The sequence below is a fragment of the Candidatus Sodalis endolongispinus genome (assembly GCF_018777395.1).
In the GTDB taxonomy this organism is placed as follows: domain Bacteria; phylum Pseudomonadota; class Gammaproteobacteria; order Enterobacterales; family Enterobacteriaceae; genus Sodalis_B; species Sodalis_B endolongispinus.
Map to the genome: position 1 here is coordinate 101,831 of NZ_JAFJYC010000001.1, position 21,068 is coordinate 122,898.

The 21,068-nt window shown below is 52.1% G+C and carries 16 protein-coding genes and 8 pseudogenes; 11 read left to right on the forward strand and 13 right to left on the reverse strand.

All coding sequences use genetic code 11. The features are described from left to right. From JZM24_RS18140 to JZM24_RS00525, 9 genes and pseudogenes are all read left to right on the forward strand, one after another. On the forward strand, positions 1–405 hold the full coding sequence (locus JZM24_RS18140; RefSeq protein ID WP_246579827.1) for a hypothetical protein: 405 nt from the start codon (positions 1–3) through the stop codon (positions 403–405). 59 nt (positions 406–464) lie between these two features. Further along, positions 465–1,691 (forward strand): annotated as a pseudogene (locus JZM24_RS00495) (anaerobic sulfatase maturase). Positions 1,692–1,743: 52 nt separating this feature from the next. Continuing rightward, positions 1,744–2,577, forward strand: coding sequence for a BglG family transcription antiterminator LicT (licT, locus tag JZM24_RS00500; protein ID WP_215669941.1), 834 nt, complete (start codon positions 1,744–1,746; stop codon positions 2,575–2,577). A 150-nt stretch (positions 2,578–2,727) separates the two neighbouring features. After that, positions 2,728–4,594: pseudogene (gene bglF / locus JZM24_RS00505) on the forward strand (PTS beta-glucoside transporter subunit IIABC). Between the two features lie 12 nt (positions 4,595–4,606). After that, positions 4,607–6,017, forward strand: a pseudogene (locus JZM24_RS00510) (glycoside hydrolase family 1 protein). 318 nt (positions 6,018–6,335) lie between these two features. After that, a complete protein-coding gene (locus JZM24_RS18150) occupies positions 6,336–6,809 on the forward strand; it encodes a PAS domain-containing protein (RefSeq protein WP_312884851.1) in 474 nt (157 codons plus the stop codon). Positions 6,810–6,859: 50 nt separating this feature from the next. Then, the gene (locus tag JZM24_RS18155; RefSeq protein ID WP_246579958.1) at positions 6,860–7,048 is read left to right on the forward strand and encodes a helix-turn-helix transcriptional regulator; all 189 of its coding nucleotides are present in this window, start codon (positions 6,860–6,862) and stop codon (positions 7,046–7,048) included. A 281-nt stretch (positions 7,049–7,329) separates the two neighbouring features. Then, positions 7,330–7,830 (forward strand): hypothetical protein, encoded by a 501-nt coding sequence (locus JZM24_RS00520; protein ID WP_215668212.1) that lies wholly within the window; start codon positions 7,330–7,332, stop codon positions 7,828–7,830. A gap of 27 nt (positions 7,831–7,857) precedes the next feature. Then, complete coding sequence (locus JZM24_RS00525) at positions 7,858–8,037, forward strand: hypothetical protein (protein WP_215668213.1); 180 nt, start codon at positions 7,858–7,860, stop codon at positions 8,035–8,037. A 562-nt stretch (positions 8,038–8,599) separates the two neighbouring features. Here JZM24_RS00525 and JZM24_RS00530 read toward each other — a convergent pair. From JZM24_RS00530 to deoC, 11 genes and pseudogenes are all read right to left on the reverse strand, one after another. Then, positions 8,600–9,163, reverse strand: a complete 564-nt coding sequence (locus JZM24_RS00530) for an RNA polymerase sigma factor (protein WP_215668214.1) — start codon at positions 9,161–9,163, stop codon at positions 8,600–8,602. Beyond that, positions 9,163–9,534, reverse strand: a complete 372-nt coding sequence (locus JZM24_RS00535; protein WP_376775500.1) for a hypothetical protein — start codon at positions 9,532–9,534, stop codon at positions 9,163–9,165. Before JZM24_RS00535 ends, JZM24_RS00530 begins: the two co-directional genes overlap by 1 nt. Positions 9,535–9,808: 274 nt before the next feature. Then, positions 9,809–11,329, reverse strand: a pseudogene (locus JZM24_RS00540) (carbohydrate porin). Positions 11,330–11,469: 140 nt separating this feature from the next. After that, positions 11,470–11,757 (reverse strand): L-rhamnose mutarotase, encoded by a 288-nt coding sequence (locus JZM24_RS00545; RefSeq protein WP_215668215.1) that lies wholly within the window; start codon positions 11,755–11,757, stop codon positions 11,470–11,472. Between the two features lie 133 nt (positions 11,758–11,890). Next, positions 11,891–13,195 (reverse strand): MFS transporter, encoded by a 1,305-nt coding sequence (locus tag JZM24_RS00550; RefSeq protein WP_215668216.1) that lies wholly within the window; start codon positions 13,193–13,195, stop codon positions 11,891–11,893. Between the two features lie 203 nt (positions 13,196–13,398). Further along, the gene (locus tag JZM24_RS00555) at positions 13,399–14,337 is read right to left on the reverse strand and encodes an aldo/keto reductase (protein ID WP_215668217.1); all 939 of its coding nucleotides are present in this window, start codon (positions 14,335–14,337) and stop codon (positions 13,399–13,401) included. Between the two features lie 4 nt (positions 14,338–14,341). Then, positions 14,342–15,508 (reverse strand): annotated as a pseudogene (locus JZM24_RS00565) (mandelate racemase/muconate lactonizing enzyme family protein). Next, entirely contained in the window at positions 15,505–15,771 is a 267-nt protein-coding gene (locus JZM24_RS00570; RefSeq protein ID WP_215668220.1) for a hypothetical protein, read from the reverse strand. The pseudogene JZM24_RS00565 and the gene JZM24_RS00570 overlap by 4 nt, the downstream one beginning before the upstream one ends. A 12-nt stretch (positions 15,772–15,783) precedes the next feature. Then, positions 15,784–16,257 carry an RbsD/FucU domain-containing protein gene (locus JZM24_RS00575; RefSeq protein ID WP_215668221.1) on the reverse strand — a complete coding sequence of 158 codons (474 nt, stop codon included), beginning with the start codon at positions 16,255–16,257 and terminating at the stop codon, positions 15,784–15,786. Further along, positions 16,254–17,157, reverse strand: a pseudogene (locus JZM24_RS00580) (ribokinase). Before JZM24_RS00580 ends, JZM24_RS00575 begins: the two are co-directional and overlap by 4 nt. 77 nt (positions 17,158–17,234) lie before the next feature. Beyond that, positions 17,235–17,936: a deoxyribose-phosphate aldolase gene (gene deoC / locus JZM24_RS00585; RefSeq protein ID WP_215668222.1), complete on the reverse strand. Its 702-nt coding sequence runs from the start codon at positions 17,934–17,936 to the stop codon at positions 17,235–17,237. Positions 17,937–18,187: 251 nt separating this feature from the next. Between deoC and JZM24_RS00590 the strand changes: the two genes are divergently transcribed. After that, positions 18,188–19,042 (forward strand): AraC family transcriptional regulator, encoded by an 855-nt coding sequence (locus tag JZM24_RS00590; protein ID WP_215668223.1) that lies wholly within the window; start codon positions 18,188–18,190, stop codon positions 19,040–19,042. A 75-nt stretch (positions 19,043–19,117) separates the two neighbouring features. Here JZM24_RS00590 and JZM24_RS19940 read toward each other — a convergent pair. Next, positions 19,118–19,255: pseudogene (locus JZM24_RS19940) on the reverse strand (cytosine permease); the annotation flags it as partial. A gap of 62 nt (positions 19,256–19,317) precedes the next feature. Between JZM24_RS19940 and JZM24_RS00595 the strand changes: the two are divergent. Continuing rightward, positions 19,318–20,018 (forward strand): annotated as a pseudogene (locus JZM24_RS00595) (IS1 family transposase). A gap of 9 nt (positions 20,019–20,027) precedes the next feature. Here the strand turns inward: JZM24_RS00595 and JZM24_RS00600 are convergent. Continuing rightward, positions 20,028–20,258 carry a hypothetical protein gene (locus JZM24_RS00600; protein ID WP_215668224.1) on the reverse strand — a complete coding sequence of 77 codons (231 nt, stop codon included), beginning with the start codon at positions 20,256–20,258 and terminating at the stop codon, positions 20,028–20,030. Positions 20,259–21,068: the final 810 nt, after the last annotated feature.

Here is a 21,068-nt window from a genome sequence, read left to right on the forward strand (position 1 = left end):
TTGTATGATCTACAAAGGGATCCGTGGCAATTGCATAACATCGCCGCAGTGCCTGCCTATAAAACCAAGATTGCCCTGTTCCGACAAAAGTTGGAGCAATGGCGGAATGAAACCAACGATACCGGCGTGATTCAGGAACAACAGCTGGTTAAAGATTTGCAGGATACACATGGTCAAACCCGGGTTACGCTTCCCCCGGTAGCGGGAATTAACCCGCAGACAAACAAAATTTTTATCGCCAACCGGACCGATGGCGCGTCGATCGGTTACAGCCTGGATGGGAAACGCTGGGAATTGTATACCGGCGCGCTGGCGGTTCCTGACGATGTACGCCAGCTCTATATCAAAGCGGTACGTTATGGCTGGCAAGAGAGTGAAACACGAGCAATTCCGTTATCCAGGTGAAATGACATAATGTTTATCGGTTTTTCAAACAGCGGCGATTTGACACGGAGAAGTAAGTCATGAGTCAGAAGATAACGAACTTTCAATTGATGGCCAAGCCATCAGGTTCTGTCTGCAATCTCGACTGCACGTACTGCTTTTATCTGGAAAAAGAGCATCTCTACCCGGAGCGCAAAAGCCGGTGGAAAATGGATGCGGCAACGCTGTAAGACTATGTGCAAAAGAATATCGCGGCACAGGATAATGACGTAGTGGATTTCCTTTGGCAGGGTGGCGAACCGACATTGATGGGGCTGGATTATTTCCGCGAAGCCGTCCGCTTACAGAACCACTATCTCGGTTCAAAGCAGATAAATAATTACTTTCAGACCAATGGCACCAATATTGACAATGAGTGGGCGCTGTTTCTCAAAGAGAATAATTTTCTGGTAGGGCTGTCCATAGACGGAGACCGCATCAGCAATGACGCTTATCGTCTTACCCGTGCGGGTAAAAGCACCTTTGACACCGTGATGAATGGACTGGCATCGCTTAAGCGTCATAATGTTGAATTTAATACCCTAACCGTGGTGAATGCGGAAAATGTTAAGCGTCCGCTGGATGTCTATAATTTTCTCAAGCGTATCGGCAGCCGTTATATGCAATTCATTCCCTTGGTTGAAAGGGCGGCAGCGGATCCTGATAGTCACGGCCTGACGCTTATCCAGCCAGACTTTTCCGGGCAATGTCTGGTCACCGGCTGGTCAGTTCCGGGTAAGGCCTGGGGACGCTTTATGAACCAGATTTTTGACCGCTGGGTTCAGCACGATATTGGCGAGGTTTTTGTCATGAATTTCGAGCAAACCCTGACAAAAATGTGCGGTAATCTTAGTGCCTGCGTCATTAATGAGACATGCGGTAGCAATTTGATCGTGGAAGCGAATGGTGATGTCTATTCTTGCGATCATTTCGTCTATCCGGAAAACAAGATCGGTAATCTTAATGAAGATGATCTTTTGACGCTGGTGAACTCACCGCAAAATATTTCTTTTGGGCAAAATAAAAAGAGAGGCATCAGCAAGGATTGTCTCAATTGCATGGTTCGGCCGGTATGTAATGTCGGCTGTCCGAAACACCGCTTTGAACTCTCCAGTGACGGTAGACCTGACAAAAACTATTTATGTGACGGCTTCGCTACGCATTTATTCCATGTCGTGCCGAAAATGAAAACATTGTTATCCTTGCTTAATGCAGGCACGCCGCCGGGAAAAATTCGCAAGGAGATGAGACAAAATTACTACCGATGAAAATATTTTTGCGAATCCGGAATCGTTTACGGATCGCTTTTTTGGGGTCATGATGAAAATCGCCAGAGTTCTTAACAATAATGTCGTCGTTGTTTTGGATGAACGACAGCGGGAACAGGTGGTAATGGGCCGCGGGCTGGCCTTTCAAAAACACGCTGGCGATGATCTGGATGAGGAGAAGATCGAAAAGGTCTTTTCATTGCAAAGCGATGAGATGGCGCGGCACCTTGGCGAATTGCTCAGCCAGATCCCGCTGGAGGTCATGACGACCTGTGATCGCATTATCACGCTGGCGTCCCAGCGTTTAGGTAAACTACAAGAAAGTCTCTATATCACTTTAACTGACCACTGCTGGTTCGCCATTGAACGTCACAAGAAAGGCATAACTATCAAAAATGTTTTGCTCTGGGAAATTAAACGTCTCTACCCCCGAGAATTTGAAATTGGTCAGGACGCGCGGGCGATTATCGCGAAAAGATTGAATGTCGCGCTGCCCGAAGATGAAGCCGGGTTTATTGCCTTGCATCTGGTCACCGCTCAGCTAAATAGCGAGATGCCGGAAGTGATGCACGTGACGCGAGTGATGCAGAAAATCCTGCAATTGGTTAAGTACCAATTTCATCTTGAATATAATGAAGAATCTTTAAGCTATCAGCGATTTGTGACGCATCTGAAGTTCTTTGCCCAACGGATGCTCACCCGAACAGTGGTACCCGACGATGATCTTACGCTGCACAGCGCCGTGAAAGAGAATTATGCGAAGTTGTGGAAATGTGCTGAAAAGATTGCCCGGCACCTGCTGGTCGCCTACCAGCGAGAGCTGACGACGGAAGAAATCATGTTTCTCGCCATTCATATTGAACGGGTGAGAAAAGAAAGGCGTTAGCTCTTCGCGATAATCGCACAAAAAAAAGGATTGTTACTGCATTCAGCAGGCAAAACCTGAGCGCAGCTCTTATCAGAGCTGTTCTCGGGTTTTTTTATTTTTATCACCGGGCCACTGGATACCCATGTGTATCAAAGGAAGGAAAAGAATATGAAATACCAAGCTTTGGCGAGGGATATTCTCAGCCATGTGGGGGGACGGGAGAATGTCGTCAGCCTTGTCCACTGCGCCACCAGATTGCGTTTCAAACTAAAAGATAACCATAAAGCGGATGCTGAGGGCCTGAAAGCAAACCCGGGCTTGATTATGGTCGTGGAAAGCGGCGGCCAGTTTCAGGTAGTGATTGGCAACCATGTGAATGATGTTTGGCAGGCGGTACGCAATGAGGCGGGGTTAACGGATGACACGCCGCCAGCGGGCGATGCCCAGGGGGAAAAAACCAATTTGCTTGGGCGGCTGATTGATGTCGTCTCCGGTATTTTTACCCCTTTCATTGGCATTCTGGCCGCGTCGGGGATCTTGAAAGGATTGTTGGTGCTTGCCGTGGTCTGCCATTGGCTGAGCGTCGATGGCGGGACCTATAAAATCTGGTTCGCCGCCAGCGATGCGTTATTCTTTTTCTTCCCGTTAGTGCTGGGGTACACCGCCGGAAAAAAATTTGGCGGCAATCCCTTTATTACGATGGTAATAGGTGGCGCATTAACTCATCCGCTGATGGTGCAAAGCTTCCAGGCCAGCCAGTTGCCGGGGGCGACGCAGGACGCGTTTCTGGCTGTTCCGGTCACCTGGTTCAATTACAGCGCCTCGGTGATTCCGATTATTCTTGCCGCATGGGTAAGTTGCTGGCTGGAAAAGCTGGGGAACACATACATGCCGCCGGCGGTGAAAAACTTTTTCACACCGCTTATTTGTCTTGCTGTCACGGTGCCATTGACCTTTTTGGCGATAGGTCCTTATCGCCACCTGGCTGAGCCAATTGCTGGCGGGAGGCTATCAGACTATCTATGGCGTTGCGCCTTGGCTGGCCGGCGCCGCCATGGGCGCCGTTTGGCAGGTGTGCGTCATTTTTGGTCTGCACTGGGGGTTGGTACCCTTGATGATCAATAACTTGTCAGTGCTGGGGCAAGATTCTATGGTACCCATGCTGTTACCGGCGGTAATGTGGCAGGTGGGGGCGGCGTTCGGCGTTTTCCTGCGCACCCGCGATCCTCGTCAAAAAGTACTGGCGGGATCGTCGGCAACGGCCGGCATTTTCGGAATTACCGAACCTGCGGTGTATGGCGTTAACCTGCCGCTGCGCCGCCCGTTTATTTTTGGCTGCGTAGCGGGAGCGGTAGGCGGTGCGATTGTGGGGTTCAGCAACAGCCATGTCTATTCGTTCGGATTTGCCAATATTTTTACCCTGGCGCAAATGATCCCGCCGGGTGGCGTCGATGCCACGCTCTGGTGCGGGATCCTGGGGACGCTGGTCGCCATGGTCCTAAGCTTCATCCTTACCCTTGTAGCAGGTATGCCTGCACGTGCGGTTGGCGGATCGCAGGCCGTGAACATCGACGTTGGCGAAAAAGACATCTTCGCCCCTATGAGCGGCACGGTACTGGCGCTCGACCAGGTACCGGATCGCACCTTCGCCAGCGGCCTGCTAGGCGAAGGCATCGCGATCATTCCTTCCGGCACAACGGTTATCGCCCCCTTCGACGGTGAAGTCGCCTCGCTTTTTCAGACCGGACACGCCGTAGGTTTACTGAGCGAGAGCGGCGTAGAACTGCTTATCCATGTCGGTATCGATACCGTGAAGCTTAACGGAGAGCCCTTTACCGCCCATGTCAAGGTGGGCGATAAGGTGCGGGCAGGCGATCTGCTGCTTGAGTTTGATCGCAAGACCATTCTGGCCGCCGGTTTTGATCTGGCTACACCCATCATCATCAGTAACAGCGACAACTATCACGCCATCACGTCGGTAGCGTCCACCTCCGTTGAAGCGGGCATGCCATTACTGACCGTAAATCGTGATTAATAGGAGAAAAGTATGAAGATTTTCCCGAAAAACTTTTTATGGGGCGGGGCCGTAGCCGCCAACCAGGTCGAGGGTGCTTATTTGGAGCAGGGCAAAGGACTTTCTACCTCGGATGTTCAGCCCAAGGGGGTGTTTGGGCCGGTGGTTGAACGTGTGGCGGGAGACAGCGGCATTAAGGATGTGGCTATCGATTTTTATCATCGCTATCCAGACGATATCAAACTCTTTGCCGAAATGGGCTTTAGCTGCCTGCGGGTTTCGATTGCCTGGACAATAATTGTCCCCAATGGCGACGAAACGCAACCTAATGAGGCGGGACTGGCGTTCTACGATCGTCTGTTTGATGAGCTGGCAAACTACACTATCACCCCGCTGGTCACGTTATCGCACTATGAAATGCCGTGTGGATTGGTGAAGCAGTATGGCGGCTGGGGCAATCGCAAGGTCATCTCGTCCTTTGAACGCTACGCACGTACGGTATTCAGCCGCTACCGAAATAAGGTGAAATTGTGGCTGACTTTTAACGAAATTAATATGTCTCTGCATGCGCCAATGACCGGCGTAGGGTTGCCTGAAACCAGCAGCAAGGCGCAGCTCTATCAGGCCATTCACCATCAGCTTGTCGCCAGCGCCCTGGCCGTGAAAGCCTGCCATGACATCATCACGGACGCGAAGATAGGAAACATGCTGCTAGGCGGCCTAGTCTATCCGCTCACTTGTCAACCGGCGGATGTCTTCAAAGCGTTACAGGAAAATCGAACCTGGCAATTCTTTGGCGATGTGCAGTGCCGCGGAAGGTATCCGGGCTATATGGAGCGCTATTTCCGCGACAGCGACATTCATCTTGAGATAACGGCTGCGGACCGGTAAGCTATGACGTGCACCGTCGACTTTGTTTCGTTCAGCTATTACATGACGGGGTGCGTGACCGCTGATGAAAAACGGAATCAACAGGCGCGTGGCAACATTCTGCGCATGGTGCCTAGCCCGCATTTGGCCAGTTCGGAATGGGGATGGCAGATTGACCCGATCGGATTGCGAACCTTATTGAACGAATTAGCGGACCGTTATCAGAAGCCGCTGTTTATCGTGGAAAATTGGATTGGGCGCGGTCGATAAGGTTGAAGCAGATGGCCAAATCCTGGATGACTACCGTATCCGCTACCTTAACGATCATTTGGTTCAGGTACGCGAGGCTATCGAAGATGGTGTTGATATCATAGGATTTACCAGTTGGGGACCGATTGATCTGGTCAGCGCCTCGAAAGCAGAAATGTCGAAACGCTATGGCTTTATTTATGTCGATCGGGACGACATGGGGCAGGGAACGCTAGCCCGCCGTCGGAAAAAGAGTTTTTATTGGTATCAAGAAGTGATAGCAAGCCACGGCGCCTCTCTTACCGATACTGTGTCGGCATTATAAGGCTCCTTTTAGGAATGAGGGTAGGAAAATGATATTTCCCTGCTCTTAACTTCGATGTGCTAAATCTAGCGCCTGTCAAAGTCTTCATTCAAGAAGAAGCCCCGCAGATACCTGAGGTCAAAAAACCAGGGCCCGCTCAACTAGGCCAGGTTTAACGCAAGTCCGGCGGGCGGGGTCGTAATTCTCTCCTCAAGGTTCGCCTGCAATCTAATCGTAGGATTGGTGTGTCGTACTCTATACTTACATCGATCGCTATGGGTAAATAACGCCAGCATGCCCGAGTATGCCATAAGCGGCAACAATTCATGGATTGATATTGTGGAGAACAAACCAATGAACAAGGGTAAATGTCTGACGCTTGAATCTTTGAATGCTATTCCTATACTGGCAATGATGGAAAGATCATCTTTGCCTTGGGGGATGAAGGATAAAAACTCGCGTTATGTGTATATGAACGCAGCAAGCCTGGCGTATTTTAATGTGCCTGAGAAGTTTGATTTTGAGGGAATGACTGAGGATGAATTTCCTTGTCGATGGTCGGCTCTCGCACAATACTACCAACTGCATGACCGAAAAGCTGAACAAACCCCTGGCGGGGCCGAGATTATCACCATGACCTATTATGGTAAAGACCAGATTCTTGAACCTAATTATTGCCCTAAATTCCCTCTATATTCACAAACAGGCGAGGTTTTAGGCACCATTTTTTATACAAAGAAACTGAGTTGTGTCTCAATAACCGATTTTTTAATAAATTACGACCATCGGTTGTCACGCTCACGCCGCCGGTAGCGGTGTTTACCGATAGAGAGTTAGAAATAATTTTCTTCGCCACACAAAAAATGAGCGCAAAGAACATAGCTGAAAAATTATTTATCTCACCGAGAACCGTAGAGCACAGTATGCTCAAAATCTATAGAAAAATAGCAGTTAATTGCCTTAGCGAATTAATTGACTATTGTCATCATGTGGGTTTAAGCCATTACATACCTAAAAGGCTCATTAGAGAAGGGATTAACTTCTGCTGGTGAAAATTCTCGGTCGCATACCCGTTGGCCTTAACTCGTAACTTTGCAGCCTGGTTATATTAGTAAACCTAATCGAGCGTTTAGTCAAAAAATAGATTATGAGTAATGATGTCTGAGTCTGAATTAATGCTAAATCGCGAATTCGTCGTGTGGTGAAAGCTGACACAACATTTACTCGCTGCTAACGTCCCCGTATCCAGCTCGTTGATGATCTGTATATAGTGTTATTACTAGTAATGTGATTATTAATAACTCGGGAATTAACTGCAATGAGGAATGTTGAAATGAAAATTAACATACAGCTTAGAGAAAGTATTGAAGATAGCATCGTAAACGGGAGCGGGGTATTGTCAGATGTCATCACGCCTGATGAGCAGCGCGTATTCAAACTCGAAGAGCTTGATATCCTACGGGTAATCACTGCCCTGAATGGTAGAACACCTGACGATGTCTTTGTGCATAGCCCTACACCCTGGGTGGATCTGTACAGCAGTTATCAGTGGCGCGAGGTTCACCGAAACACGGAGATCATCAGTGCCAAATTTTTGGATTTCAGTTCTGTCCCGGAGATCATCTCGGAAACTGAATTGGTGAATAATAGCGCGGTGGCTGGTCAATTCAACGTTAATTTGCTGGCGGAAGTCCTCAACACCGTCTCATCGGGATGGCAGGTGGAAAATGGCCTTTCCGTCGGTCAAACGATCTCCTATGGCGTTAGTTGGCTTAAAGGCGAAACCTCATTTGAATATACTCACGGTTGGGGGGAGAATGGCCAAGTGCCGTAATCAGTCACCCTCACGACCGGCGCCGGGGTGACCGTCGCGCTGGAACCCGGTCAGGCGGTGGTTGCGCAAATGATAGCAAGCCGCGGGCGGGCGAAAGTCGAAGTGGAGTACCTTTCTCATCTCGATGGCCTTGTCGCCATGAATTATGGGTCGCCCTATAACGAACACCATTTTTGGGGGAGGGATGTGGCCTCTGTTTTGCGGTAAAATATGACACCAAATACCTGTCGTTCGACTGAAGTGGTCGAGGTTGCCATGTATTCTAAAGGTCGGGTGGAGTTACGGGATAAATTAACCCAGAAAAGGCTAAAAACGATTTGGCTGAATGAAGAGGTTAAGCCTGTCGATAATAGTGCTAGGCCGGCTGCACTTTGCTAAGGTCAGAATCTACGGTGTTTTCGCCGTATTTCTCCTGGGATACCAGGCACAGTAGCAGCTTGTTTAGCCTCCGGTGGAGAAATGAAAATACTTCCAATGACAATGCCAGGGTCAGGTTAAACGGGCATTGTCGTTTCGGTGCGTGGGATGATCCGCGTTGCTAATTGTAAGTAGGTTGTTTTTATGACCGGCGCTGGTAAAGGTGGCCGTCTGTTTGAAGGAATATTGCCGCCGCTGTCCGCGACGCGGGCCGTCAGATATAAGAGGCCAACGTCTGCACGCCATATTTTATACCGCGTTAGCGCCAACGCATGAACCCACCATAATCAACGCCGCTGCCGTCAGGCAATGCCTGCCGTTGTATCTTTGCGCCTTATGGCGAAAGGCATGGTTATTCGTCGCCAATTACCGCGTCATACAGCCCTTGTAGCCGCAGGCGTAAAAATAGCACCGCCTGATGCTTACGCGACAGTAAGGTTTCTACGGTGATGCCGGTTTCAAGGGCAAGCTGTTTGTAGGAATAGCCTTGCAGCTCGGTCTTTTCAAATGCTTCCCGCTGTTGCGCGGGCATATCCGTTAGCGCCAGATCCAACTCTTGCAAAATCAATTGGCGTAAATAGTTATTTTCGGCGTCATCTTGCGGATTAAACACAACTTTCGCCAGCTCTTCGCCATCGGGCCATTCGCTATCGAATTCGTCGGAGAATAACCGTTCACGCTTTTTACGCGACCGGTAGATAAGCTCATTGCGGGCGGCGCGAAACAGCCAGGCGGCGACCTGTTCGATCGGGTGTAGATAGCTATCGGCTTTTAATAGCTGATAGGTTATTTCCTGATACACATCTTCCGCATCGGCGATATTGGTTGTTCGCCCGGCTATAAACTCCCGCAGCCGTTGTTGACAGCCGCGCAGCGCGGTGAGCAGATCTTGGCGCCGGTCCGTGGCCTTAGTCATTACGCCTGGCCATTATCGTCGGAATGGGGACGGGGGGAATTGTCCCGATCCTGTCGACGACAACGTTCGTGCCAGGGGCCATGCCGGTGGCCCATGCCGCGGTGGTGAATAAATGCTTCGCGTTCTTCGGGGCTCATCATCATCCAGCGCTCGCGTAGTGCCCGGCCATGGCGTCCAAACATGCCGCGGCCGCCGAAGCTGCCAAACAAAATTTTACTAAGAATAAGTAAGCCAAGCGCCTGGAGAAAGCCGATACTTTTAACGCCAAAGATATCCGGCAACAGCGCATTCCACAATAGCATTACCAACGCGCTAACGGCGCAGATTGCCACCGCCGCCATCGCTAATCGCCACAATTTACGATCTCTCATAGTGTCTACTCCTTGATGGTCAGTTACTGAGGTAGACGAATCAGCGGCAAAAATATTTGCGACGGCGGGTTATATTTTAGTTTAGCGATCGAGCGCCGTTGGTTAAAAGTGGCGCTGCACCGCGAGCGCCATCGCCGTTTTTACTGCCTGAGATACCCTAAGGGGGGAGGCCATAACGGGATGCGGCGCCTGCAACCTGCCCTCTGAAAGGGCTTGCAACCGTGCGCTACCGGCTTGGTTTACCCGTCCCAACAGGGCTTTAGCGTTATATATCTTAGAAGAAGGTTTCCATCTGTACGCCAAAACTCCACTCCCCGCCCGAGGTGAAATCATTTTGCCCCAGCGTGTCGTTCGGGCTGTAATTTATCCAGCGCCTTATCCCAATTCATCCAGGTGGCAAACAGGCGCAATTCCGGGCGGGTAAAGAACGGCGAAATATTACTGGCGCGGAAGGTCGGTGCCAAGGTCAGTTTATAAAAATTGCCGTGGACCTTTTGGTATTCCTGATAGCCGTTAGGATCGAGATCCATGTACTGCCAGGACGCTTCATAAGCCAGGACAAAATTTTTGGTAATGTTCTGCATCAGTCGGGCATTAAGGGTGAGCCAGCGATAATCATCGCCCTCTATATACCGGTCTGCGCTGTGCTGCGCCAACAGCGAGGGCGCGAAATCCCAATTGGGCGCCACATTGACCATGCCATAACTGGCCAGGCGCAGCGTTTTGGCCTGGGAGAGCAATGCGGGATCGGCACCAATGTTTTTCACATCCGCCCCCAAACCTTGTCCCCGGGATAAGGCGCTGCGGGTTTCGCCGGCGGCTAGGCCATAAAAGCTATTGCCCTGATACCCCAGCAGCGCGGTATAAACCTTATCGGCCGCTTTGAATACCTGTATGCCGTTAGGCGTTTCACGCTCGTCGTTGTCTTTGGCCTGCATTCCGCTAAGGAGTAACTGCACCGGTCAGAAATAGTTGTTGGCGGTCAAAATATAGTTTTGTATGTCGTTATTGACGATATCGACATCGCCAAAACTGCGGCCTATCAAGGAGAAATTGCTATGGATTTGGTTATTCCATTTAATATCATAGATGCCGCCGCCCGTTCCATTGAGCGCAACAAATTTGGAGTCCAGCCATGGGATCTCGTAATTATCACGGTCAACGCGTTTACCGGCCCACAACGTACTGTCGGTAAATATGCCGCTAAAGCTGGGTAGGGAAGCAATTTCGGCGAAGACTTGGCTAACGTTAAGGGTGCTGGAATCCGCGGTCCAGTCGTTATAGCTTTTTTGCTGGTCGGCAATCATGGTCATGAATCGCGTGGCGGCGCCATTGTCCAGCCGCTGTTTTTTCTCGAGATAAACTTCAACATAGGTATCCGGCTCGTTGCCCAAACGGCCCACTGCACCACCGGTCTGCCCGGCGGGTGTCAGATAAGGTCCACCTTGTGAATGACGGGCGTTTTGCGATGTCATCATCCCCGAGCGTGCATAGCCGTGTAACTCAAAATAGCCGTTATCATCCGGGGTTATTTTCTCTATATTGCTGGTGCGCTGTGCCAGATCCTGACTAACTTGCTGAGCCTGCTGCGACTGCCGCTCGGCGTGTTGTACCTGCGCGTTAATTGCGCATTTTTCTGCTCGGCAATCGACGCCCGTAATTCAGCCTGTTGCAAACGCGATTCCAGCTGATTCAAACGCTGTTCTACCGTGAGTTTTGACGCAGCAATACCGGGGGATATTGCCAGGAAATTAATGAGTCCGAAGCCAATAAGTGTGGAAGAGGTAATTTTCATCGTGGTCTCGTTTAATGCGCTATCAGGTAAATAAGAAATAGGGCGTCCTGCGCCCAACGGCGGGCGCCAACAAGTTTATTTTTTATATTCAGAAATTAGTCGAGATGATAAATTTCTTCCATTTCCGACCACAGCGTTACCTACGGCTCGCAGTCAGGAGGCTGCTGGCACGGATCCGTTTCCCGCCACCATGCTTGCGTTTCCAGATGCGCAACCATTTTTTTCTGGTCGGCATCATAATCATCGCCAACATATTCCAAGTAACTGAAAAGAAGATCATTCTTAAAATAAATGGAGAAATTACGCAGATGGCACGCTTTTATCATGGCATTCACTTCTGGCCAGGGATTGGCATGGAGCTGCTTGTAATAATCTACTTTCTCCGGTTTGACTCTGACAACGCAACCGAAGCAGCGTACAATACTCATGCTTGCTCTCCTATTACTTAACGTCACGCACGCGAAATTAGGTCATTCAGTTTCGGTCTTTTAATTGCGTACGTTGGGCGTGAGCGGTTACACCCAGAAAGAGTGTAAGAATCTCTATGTTTATGCGCTTGTCTTATTTTACCGATTTAATCGTCAAGACAAAGAACGATGATGCAAATACGAAAATGATTGCCGCAATAAATAACGAGGAATAATCGTTATTAAATTCTGCCAACAGCCAGGCCGATAATATTGGGCTGAAGGATTGCGGTAATACCGTGGCGATGGTTAAAATCCCCATATCTTTACCCGCTTGTTTGCCGCCGCCGGGTAAAACCTGTGTCATTAACGCCATATCAATGGACGTGTAGACGCCATAACCGAGGCCCAGCACCGCCGCATACAGATACATGCCCGTAAGCGTAGGCATAAAGAGCGGGATTATCAGGCCGATGGCCATTAATACGCTGGAGGCAAAGACAAATATTTTCCGTCGCTGGAGTTTGTCCGATAAATAGCCTGAAACCAGACCGGAGAACAGCAGCGTGGCGAGAGTTATAACAGAGATGGTACCGATGTCATGATTAGATTGCGCAACGCTCAAGCCGATATAGTCCTGCAAAATATACAACTGGTAGGTCACCACGCCTTGATAGCCGAGGAACATAGCGAAACGTCCAAAGAAGGCCCAGCCAAAATCGGGGTACTGGCGCGGGCTTACCCAAAAGCTTTTGAAAAAACGGCCCCATTTAAATGGCTCCACCGCCAGCGACCGGGTGGAGGGTTCGCGATTTAACAATACGAAGGCCAGGCAGCAGGCGGCGATAGCCAGTCCGAACACCAGGTAACCCAGCTGTAAATTCCAGGCGAGATAGCCGGCAACGATAATCCCGACGGTGCCGCCGGCCGTGAAGCCCGCCCCCACAAAGCCTGAAGCGATACCGCGGTTCTCTGGTAAAAAACGATCGGCCACCACCGTGGCTAACGGACCGTTCATACAGTTAAGCGACACCGCCGCCATCAGCCAGAACACGGCGATCCCCGCCACGGTCGTCATCATGGAAATGCCGAAAATGGCCGGACCGCCTATCAGCGCTACGCCGACGATCCACGGCGAACGGCGGCCCCAGGTGGAACGGCAACGGTCAGAAAGCGCGCCGGCAATCGGCTGCGCGAAAATGGTAAACAGCAGCGCGGAGGTCATGACGATCGCCAGGTTGTTGGCTTTATTCGCCGGGTCTATTTGCGCGATGTGCTTGGGCAATAAAACGGAAATGACACCGCAATAGAGCGCCAGTAAGACAAAGAAATTGGTAAATAACGACGCCAGCAACAGGCGTTTTTTGCCGCTGGTGACGGTCAGGGCATGATCGACGTTGCTCGCGTCGCTCTGTCCGGTCGGATTTGCCGGGTATATGGTCCGACTATTATCAGACATGCTTATTTCCTCTATTATTGTGATGCTGTAGTGTTATTTGAAAATAAACGACATCCCGCTTCGTTAGGTATGGCCCCTTATTGCCGGCGCTGACGCCGCGGGCAAAGGTGCAGGCCTTATTTGCCGCTGGCGCCTTGCGTATCGCGAATGCGGCAACAGGGCGCTGACCGTGCAGCGCGCCGGGAACGAAGGCGCGGGCGATATCATTTTTGCGCCTTGCCGCCGTTGCAGGGCAGCACGTCCCAGCCGATATTGAGTACCGGCGCCATAATGGATTCGATATGCCCTAATAGTGCGGTATCCACCGGTTGTTCGCTCCAGCGAATATTTTCCAGCATATTCTCAGCGCTGGCGGTGCCGATGACGGTGGAGGCAATGCCTTGTTCCGCCGCCGTGGTCAGGGCGAATTGCAAAGCGACCTGGGCGAGATTGACTCCTTGCCGATCGCAAAGCGCGGCTACCGCGCGACACACCTTTTGCACGTCTTGATGCGCCTGGTGCCAATCGGGCGCCCCGGTTTGCGTTAACAGCCCCATCGACAACGGCGAGGCGTTCAGGACGCCGATACCCGCCTGTTGCAGACGGCTGGCGACCGCGCCCAGCCGGCGATCTTGCAGCGTCCAGGTACAATAGGCCATGACGGTATCGACCTGCTGGTCAACGGCCAGCCGCTCCAGCACGTCGAGCCGGTAACCGGTGATGCCGATGTGGCGCACCACGCCGCTGGCGCGTAATTCGCGCAGCGTGGGTAACGCTTCCTCGCGCAATTGCTGTTGATTGCCGTATTCGACGTCGTGGCATTGGATGACATCGATATAGTCAACCTTCAGGCGCGCCAAGCTTTGCTCGACGCTTTGCAGGGTCGCGCCACGGGAGAAGTCCCATAGGCTGTCGCCGTAGCGTCCCACTTTGGTGGCAAGGGTATAGTCGCGCTGCGCTACGCCCTGTAGCGCGATTTCCGACTTGGTTAAACCATAATAAGGGGCGACATCGAAATAATTGACGCCATGCGTCAGCGCCGCCGCGACCGTCTCATTGGCCTGGCGCTGCGAAACCGGATGATAGATGCTGCCAAGTGATGCGGCGCCCATCGCCAGCAGGGGAATCTGAATTCCCGTGCCTCCCAACGTTACCGTTTTCATGTTGTTATCCTGTGGTTGACGCATTACTCTTTGCGTGGATTTTGTAGCGACAGGCCAAGACCCGCCCGTTCAGGACGCACATGCGGCCCCTGTGCGGCGTGGTCCAGCTCGCCGACGGCTGTTGTTCCAGCGCCTTATCGAGCGTAATACCCAGTCCGGGGGCATCGCCCAGCAAGATGCCGCCGTTCTCAATCCGCTGATCGACGTGTAACCCCTCTGGAAACGCGAGATCCTGAACTTCGCAGCTCAGATGATTTGGTATATCCGCCGCCGCATGCGCGACGGGATTGGCGTTATAGCCAACCGGGCTCACCGGTAAGCTGAAGGCGTGCGCCAGATTGGCGAGCCGCAAAAAATGGGTGATGCCCCATCACATCCACGCCTGTAGCACGTCCACCCCCTGCTCGCGCAAAAGCGGCGGGAACTGTTCAAGGCCGGTCAAATTTTCACCGGTGGCGATGGCGCAACGCGTTTGCTGACGCACCAGCGCATGGCCCGCTGCGTCCCAGCGCCGCACGGGTTCTTCTATCCAGCTGATATCCAGCGTCTCCTCCAGGCGGCGAACGTAGCGCACTGCCTGCTTGGCGTTCAGCGATTCATTGACATCGATCATGATGGCCGGTGAGGCGGTGTTACGCAGGTAGACCTCGCGCACGGCGCGCAGGCGTTCAATATCCTGCTCAACGTCCCAGCCCCCTTTTAGTTTAAAGGCGCAAAAGCCTCGTTCGGCAAAACGCGCATGTAAGACGACCAGCGCATCTAGCGATAGCGGGTAATCGAGACCGGAGGCGTAACCGGTCACAAAAGGGTGGCGCGCGCACAGTAATCGCCACAGTGGTTCGCCCGCCAGCTTGGCTTTCAAATCCCAAAGCGCCATATCCACCGCGCCGATAGCGCCAAATACGCTGCCGGCATGGCCACTTTTGAATACCCAGGCCAGCATCCGATCGTAAAGCGCCGTGACCGAGCGCGGATCCTGACCGTCAAGGGCCGGGAAAAGCCGGGCGAATTCGGCGTGGCCGCCAAGGCCAATGCCGCTGACGCCCTGATCGGTTTCTAAAATAAGCACCGGTACGTCGGTCACGCCGCTGTCCAGGGTGCCATTAACGTCGCCAATCGGGCGCTGCCAGCGGTGAACCGTATTCAGCGTGCGCCAGCCCGTGATTTTCATGATGTCCGCTCCTCTACCGTTGATGCTGACGGGGTCTGCCGCAGGCGTAAATCAACTACCGTCCGCCCCTGGACGGCACCGTGGCCTTCATGGTCTGGCTCGGCGCCTGCATCGCCTTTAACGACAGGCAGCTCGGTAGGGCCAAGGCCAACGCCGCAGCACTCCACATCGACCGGGGCTTTGCCTAATTGTGGCGACCGCAGGACGGTTTTTGGGTGTTCGACGTTGCCGGGATGGCGTTGATGTACCACGGCTGAGCTCATTGTTTTTCCTTGTCAGTTAAGTACCGGCACCACGTTATCGCGGATGCGCTGGCGTCTTGCGACGTAGGCCGGCAGGGGTTGCACGCCTGACGCGTCGGTGAACCAGGCAAAGGGATCGGTGCTGGCAACCAGAGCGACATTGGCCCAAGGGTTAAAAGAGCCGGAACGGATGATAATTTTGGCCTCATAGGCGATGTCGCGGCAGAGTGTTTCATGGCTGGCGGCGCGGAACTCGGCGCCGGAGCCGGTGTACAGCTCCTGTAGCGCCTGATAAAGCTGTGGATGACAGTCGCGCACCTCTTCGACGAAGATCGTCTGGCGCAGGATTTCCAGCACGTCGATAGTGCTGGGCCAAAATCCCAAATCAATCCGTTTCGCCTGGGATGGAATTGGAAAGCCGTCGTCCGTGACCAGCACAATGTCGGTATGGCCCAGCGTTGCCAGAGCGCCGGCGAGTTCGGGATGCAAAATGCTATCTGGTTTCATGAGAGTGATACCTCCACGGCGGACTGGGTTTGCATAAAAGCGGCGACCTCGTCGCGGTTGCGATAGGAGGGCACGGTTTCCCAACCGGTGCAGCACAGGGCGGCGGTGGCGTTAGCAAACAGCACGGCGTTCGCGATGGGCTGGCCTTCATCCAGGGCGCCGGCCAGCGCCGCGTTAAAACTGTCTCCCGCGCCATTACTGTCGACGACCGCCACCGGGCAGGGTGGAACCGTACACATCCGGTTGCGGCTGAACCGGCCTCGCCGAGCGTCATGACAACATAGCGGCGATTTCCCGGTTGCTACGCCCATCGTCGGGCGCGAGGCCCAGCGCGACGCGCGCTTCCGTTTCATTCGGCGTCAAATAGTCAATGGCGCTAAGATCAATGCCGCGTAAGTCCCGGGCGGGCGCTGGATTGAGCACGGTGGTTTTGCCGAGTTTCTTGGCCTGTCGCAGACCGTATAGCGCCGTTTCCAGCGGAATTTCCAACTGTGCCAACACCACCTGGCTGCCTTTGATATGCATCAACGCCTGATCCACCAGCGCCGGCGTAAATAACCGGTTGGCGCCCATATCCACGACGATGACATTCCGCGCCTGGCGGTCTTTTATGATAAGCCCGGCGCCGTTCGGCAGCGCGGTGGACACGGTGAGCGCCGTAATATCGACGCCTTCTTGCTGCATCAGGGCAATGAATTCCTGCCCAAACGCATCGTCGCCCACTACGCCGCTGTAGGCGACGTCGGCCCCCAAACGGGCCGCCTGAACGGCCATGTCGGACCCTTTGCCACCCCAGGTCTGACGAAAATCCTCGCCAATAAGCGTTTCCCCGGCGAGGGGAATACGGTCGGTTGTCATCACCAGCGCTTTCGCGTAGCTACCGAGAATAAATACACTCATCACCTGCTCCGTTGTCTGTACTGCGCGTTGTTATGGCTTGCGCGGCGCCGCCGGTGCGTATCGGCGGCGCCAGCCGGTCAATAAGCGTTAATATCGCCGACCAGACCGGTCACCAATTCCGGCCCGGAACTGGTGACCACCAGTTCGGCGCCGGAGGCGAACATTTCTTTCATCTTGGCCAGCGTATTAACTTTACCGGAAACTTTTACCCGACAAGGCGCCTGAATATTCGTTTTGAGAAGTCGCACATCTTCTACCGTCGCCGCGCAGCCGCCTTTATCCCAGCCGCTGGATTGTTTTACCCAATCGATGCCGGCTTCCCAGGCAAAACGGGTGGCCTTGATTTTCATGGCTTCTTCGGTAATAAAACCGAATTCCAACATGGACTTGACCTTCATTACCGCATCGTGCGCCACATGGGTGACCTGTTTTAATTCGTTGAAATACAGCTCATCCATGCCGCCCAGTAAATAGCCCGGATTGGGCGGGAAATCGAATTCGTCGGCGCCTTCTTTGGCGAGTTCGCGTACCACCGCAACTTTCATTGCCGTCGTGTCGTTAGCCTGGGGAAAGTTAACGGTAGTGGCAATGCGCACGCCGCTGCCTTTCAGCACCTCTCTCGCCAGGGATACCCAGCAGGGCGCAATTATGGCGGCATCAAATTTGTGCTCCATGCACAGGGTCAGATGCTTAAGCAATCCCTCGCGCGTGAGGTCCGGGTTGACGTTGGTGAATTGGATGGCCTTCGCTATCTGCCGCGGGTCGTTGAAATCAATCATCTACCACTCCTGTTGACTCAGTAATTGCACGAAAATATGCGGTGAACATGGCGTTACTGTAAGCAAGAGAGGGAAAAAGCGTGATAGGGAGAAGTCCCTGGGATATGGATAGAAATTTCATGTTAATAAAGTTGTGAGCAAGGTCAAAATTCATTCGTGAAAGGGTGTTTAAAGCATGTGTTCATGGTCATGTCATGCCACGATGAACGGCAACATCACCGGAGCCTTTATTGTTTTTAGCGGGTGGGGATATGGAAAAAAGCGCACGGCGAACGCGGGTCATCGCCAGCTGGTATCGGGAAGCGGATGAATTCTCGACGCTCATGAATTACCGTATTTTGCGCGCGGGGCATATCCAGTCCGGCGAGCATTTCCATGTCCAGCGCCAGTCGGTGGTCGGGCATGAGCTTATTTACTGCCTCAACGGCAGCGGGTATATCCGCCTAGAAGAAAAGCGTTATGAAGTAAAAACAGGCTGTCTGGCCTGGCTACCCGTGCGCTGGCCCCATGAGCATTTCCCCGATAAGCATACGCCGTGGGAAATACTGTGGCTGCGCATAGAGGGATCTAAACTCAACAACATCATGCAAATACTCGATATCCATCAAAAGCCGGTATTCCATTTTGACCAGCCGCAAAAGGTGATTGAAATTTATCACCATATCTTCAGCCTGATGACCAGCCATACTCTGGTTGCCGATGCCCATTGTGATGTGCTCTGTACCGAGTTGATATTCACCCTGCTGGAAAACCGGAGTTTTGAAGTGGCGAAGTCGCCGGTCATTATGCACCGCGGCCTCGGCAGATTAGTTTATCAAATTCACAGCCACTATCATGATGATTGGGACATCGAGAAATTCATGCATTATTGTCAGGTCAGTAAATCCCAGTTATTTCGTCTCTTTCAAACCACCTTTAACCAAAGTCCCTTAAAATGGCTGAAAAATTATCGTCTCTCGCAGGCACGCCGTCTGCTGGTGGAAACCGATGAATCGATAACCCGTATCGCCGGGCAGGTGGGCTATAACGATCCGCTGCATTTTTCCCGCGCGGTCGGCATTGCGCCAACGGCATTCCGTCGGCGGGAGAAATTCCACAAAGAATAACGCCCACGTTCAGTGGCAAGCGGGGGTGGCTGTTACCGCCAGCGTGAAGGTGATTTTCACCTAGGTGGTATGAACGACGCCGTCCGCCAGAATGGCGTTTTGGACGCTAAACCAACCCATGCAACTGGTGATAATCGCCAGGCCCACCAGCGCTGACCCGTAACGCCAGAAACCACACCACTTCGCCAGCAGGCTGGTGGATAAGCCTTCTTTATATGGTAATACCTTAAAATAGTTGGCTTTTGTTATATTCTGCCGCTCTTTGAGGTTCCCACGTGGTTCCAGTTTCTGTTCATTGCCCTCGCTGCCATACAGATAAAGTTTATCGACATGGCCTTAATCCAACTAAGCGCAAACGCTTCCGGTGTCAGTGCTGTCGCCGTGTATTCCAGCTTAACTACCGCTATAAAGCGCGAGCCAGGAGTTAAACAGCAGATCGTTGATAGGGCCTTTAACGATGCCGGTGTTCGCGATACCGTCAGAACATTGAAAATCGGCATCAATACGGTCATCCGGGCTTTGAAAAGCTCTCGCCCCGCAGGATAACGTCTTCTCCCGTTGCTCACGATGACGTTACCTTTATCTGTGAACTTGATGCGCAATGGAGCTTCGTTGGTAGTAAGGCGCAACAGCACTGGATCTGGTAAGCTTACAATACCAAAACGGGCGGTGTTCTGGCCTACACGTTTGGCCCCCGAACCGATGAGACCTGCCGTGAATTGCTGGCTCTGTTGACGCCTTTCAACATCGGAATGATCACCAGTGACAACTGGGGCAGCTGGGGCAGCTGTGCATGAGAGGTGCCGAAGCAGAAACATCTGACTGGCAAGATCTTCACGCAATGCAAAGAGCGCAATAATCTGACGCTCCGTACCCGCATTAAACGACTGGCAGGTAAACGATTTGCTTATCGCGCTCCGTCGAGATCCACGAAAAAGTCATCGGAGCCTACATCGTAAAAAACATGTTCTCCTAATTAGAGTCATTACCGTTTATATCCCGCCAGTCCGACACCAAAACTTATGCCTTGCAACAGTAAATTGCCTAACAGGGTCGCGAGCATCGCCTGGGTATATGTCAGCGCATGCCCGAGCATCGCGCCCAACATGAATTGTGCTAACGCTGTTGTCATGCCGGTCCTCACGATCGAAACCGTCCATAAATTAACCTTGGCGTGGGGAGGAACGAGGGTAAAGTAATACTGTTTATCATCCATGATATGACTTAACAAGTTATATTGGTCCCATTAAATATCGAAATTATTAATAGTTACTATGTTGCTTTATGCAATGCCCTACCGCCCTGTAGGTGTTTAAAAACGAGCAGAGAGAATAAGTCCTTTTACCTCAGGGTCTATCAGCATGATGCAAATGACTACCGTCCCCCAGAATTCGCCGTGGCTGATAACCCTGTGATGGCCCAGGGGGAATAATAAAAGGTTAGTTATTCGATTAAAGCAAACGAGATGTTTATTGCCAATAATCATTCCATTGCATTCCAAATTTCCGGCGGCGAAATGGCCGTTAATAAATAGTTTTATACCAAAAGTAACTGCTGACCACGCTGGCGCCTGAATACCCGCTGTCATGAATCCAATGGCGCTGCATTCTGCCGTTGATGTAAGCGGCGAAGTGAGGGGGATGTTACGCTACTTTATCCCGCCAGGATGAGGAGTTTTTCCGCGTTTGCGGCCTGCTCATTATGCCTTTTGGGGGTGATGCTGTTGTGTCAAAATCATGACAACAGGCAGCAATTGATTATGGCGGTGCTGATGTTGAAAATAAGTAACACCGAACACCAGGGTGATTTTCATGACATTATTGCTGATCATCAATAAAGTTTATCGCGCACCAGGCGTTTTACCCATTCAGTGAAGATGTCATATTTCTTTTGGCGGAGTAATGGGTTGCCAACACAGAAGTCGGAAGTCAGTTTAAGGCTTAATCGATCTTGTTGAGGGCATTATGCGTTGTTCTGTGGCATCGATAAATCTTCTTAATAGACAACCGGTGCATAAGCCTGGCGT

Coding starts and splice junctions, on each gene's coding strand:
- JZM24_RS00530 (WP_215668214.1), bottom strand. CDS start 9,163: ATGACTAAGGCCACGGACCGGCGCCAAGATCTGCTCACCGCGCTGCGC.
- JZM24_RS00590 (WP_215668223.1), top strand. CDS start 18,188: ATGGAAAAAAGCGCACGGCGAACGCGGGTCATCGCCAGCTGGTATCGG.
- JZM24_RS00535 (WP_376775500.1), bottom strand. CDS start 9,534: ATGAGAGATCGTAAATTGTGGCGATTAGCGATGGCGGCGGTGGCAATC.
- JZM24_RS18155 (WP_246579958.1), top strand. CDS start 6,860: ATGAGCGCAAAGAACATAGCTGAAAAATTATTTATCTCACCGAGAACC.
- JZM24_RS00545 (WP_215668215.1), bottom strand. CDS start 11,757: ATGAGTATTGTACGCTGCTTCGGTTGCGTTGTCAGAGTCAAACCGGAG.
- JZM24_RS00570 (WP_215668220.1), bottom strand. CDS start 15,771: ATGAGCTCAGCCGTGGTACATCAACGCCATCCCGGCAACGTCGAACAC.
- deoC (WP_215668222.1), bottom strand. CDS start 17,936: ATGATTGATTTCAACGACCCGCGGCAGATAGCGAAGGCCATCCAATTC.
- JZM24_RS00520 (WP_215668212.1), top strand. CDS start 7,330: ATGAAAATTAACATACAGCTTAGAGAAAGTATTGAAGATAGCATCGTA.
- JZM24_RS00600 (WP_215668224.1), bottom strand. CDS start 20,258: ATGGATGATAAACAGTATTACTTTACCCTCGTTCCTCCCCACGCCAAG.
- licT (WP_215669941.1), top strand. CDS start 1,744: ATGAAAATCGCCAGAGTTCTTAACAATAATGTCGTCGTTGTTTTGGAT.
- JZM24_RS00575 (WP_215668221.1), bottom strand. CDS start 16,257: ATGAAACCAGATAGCATTTTGCATCCCGAACTCGCCGGCGCTCTGGCA.
- JZM24_RS00555 (WP_215668217.1), bottom strand. CDS start 14,337: ATGAAAACGGTAACGTTGGGAGGCACGGGAATTCAGATTCCCCTGCTG.
- JZM24_RS00550 (WP_215668216.1), bottom strand. CDS start 13,195: ATGTCTGATAATAGTCGGACCATATACCCGGCAAATCCGACCGGACAG.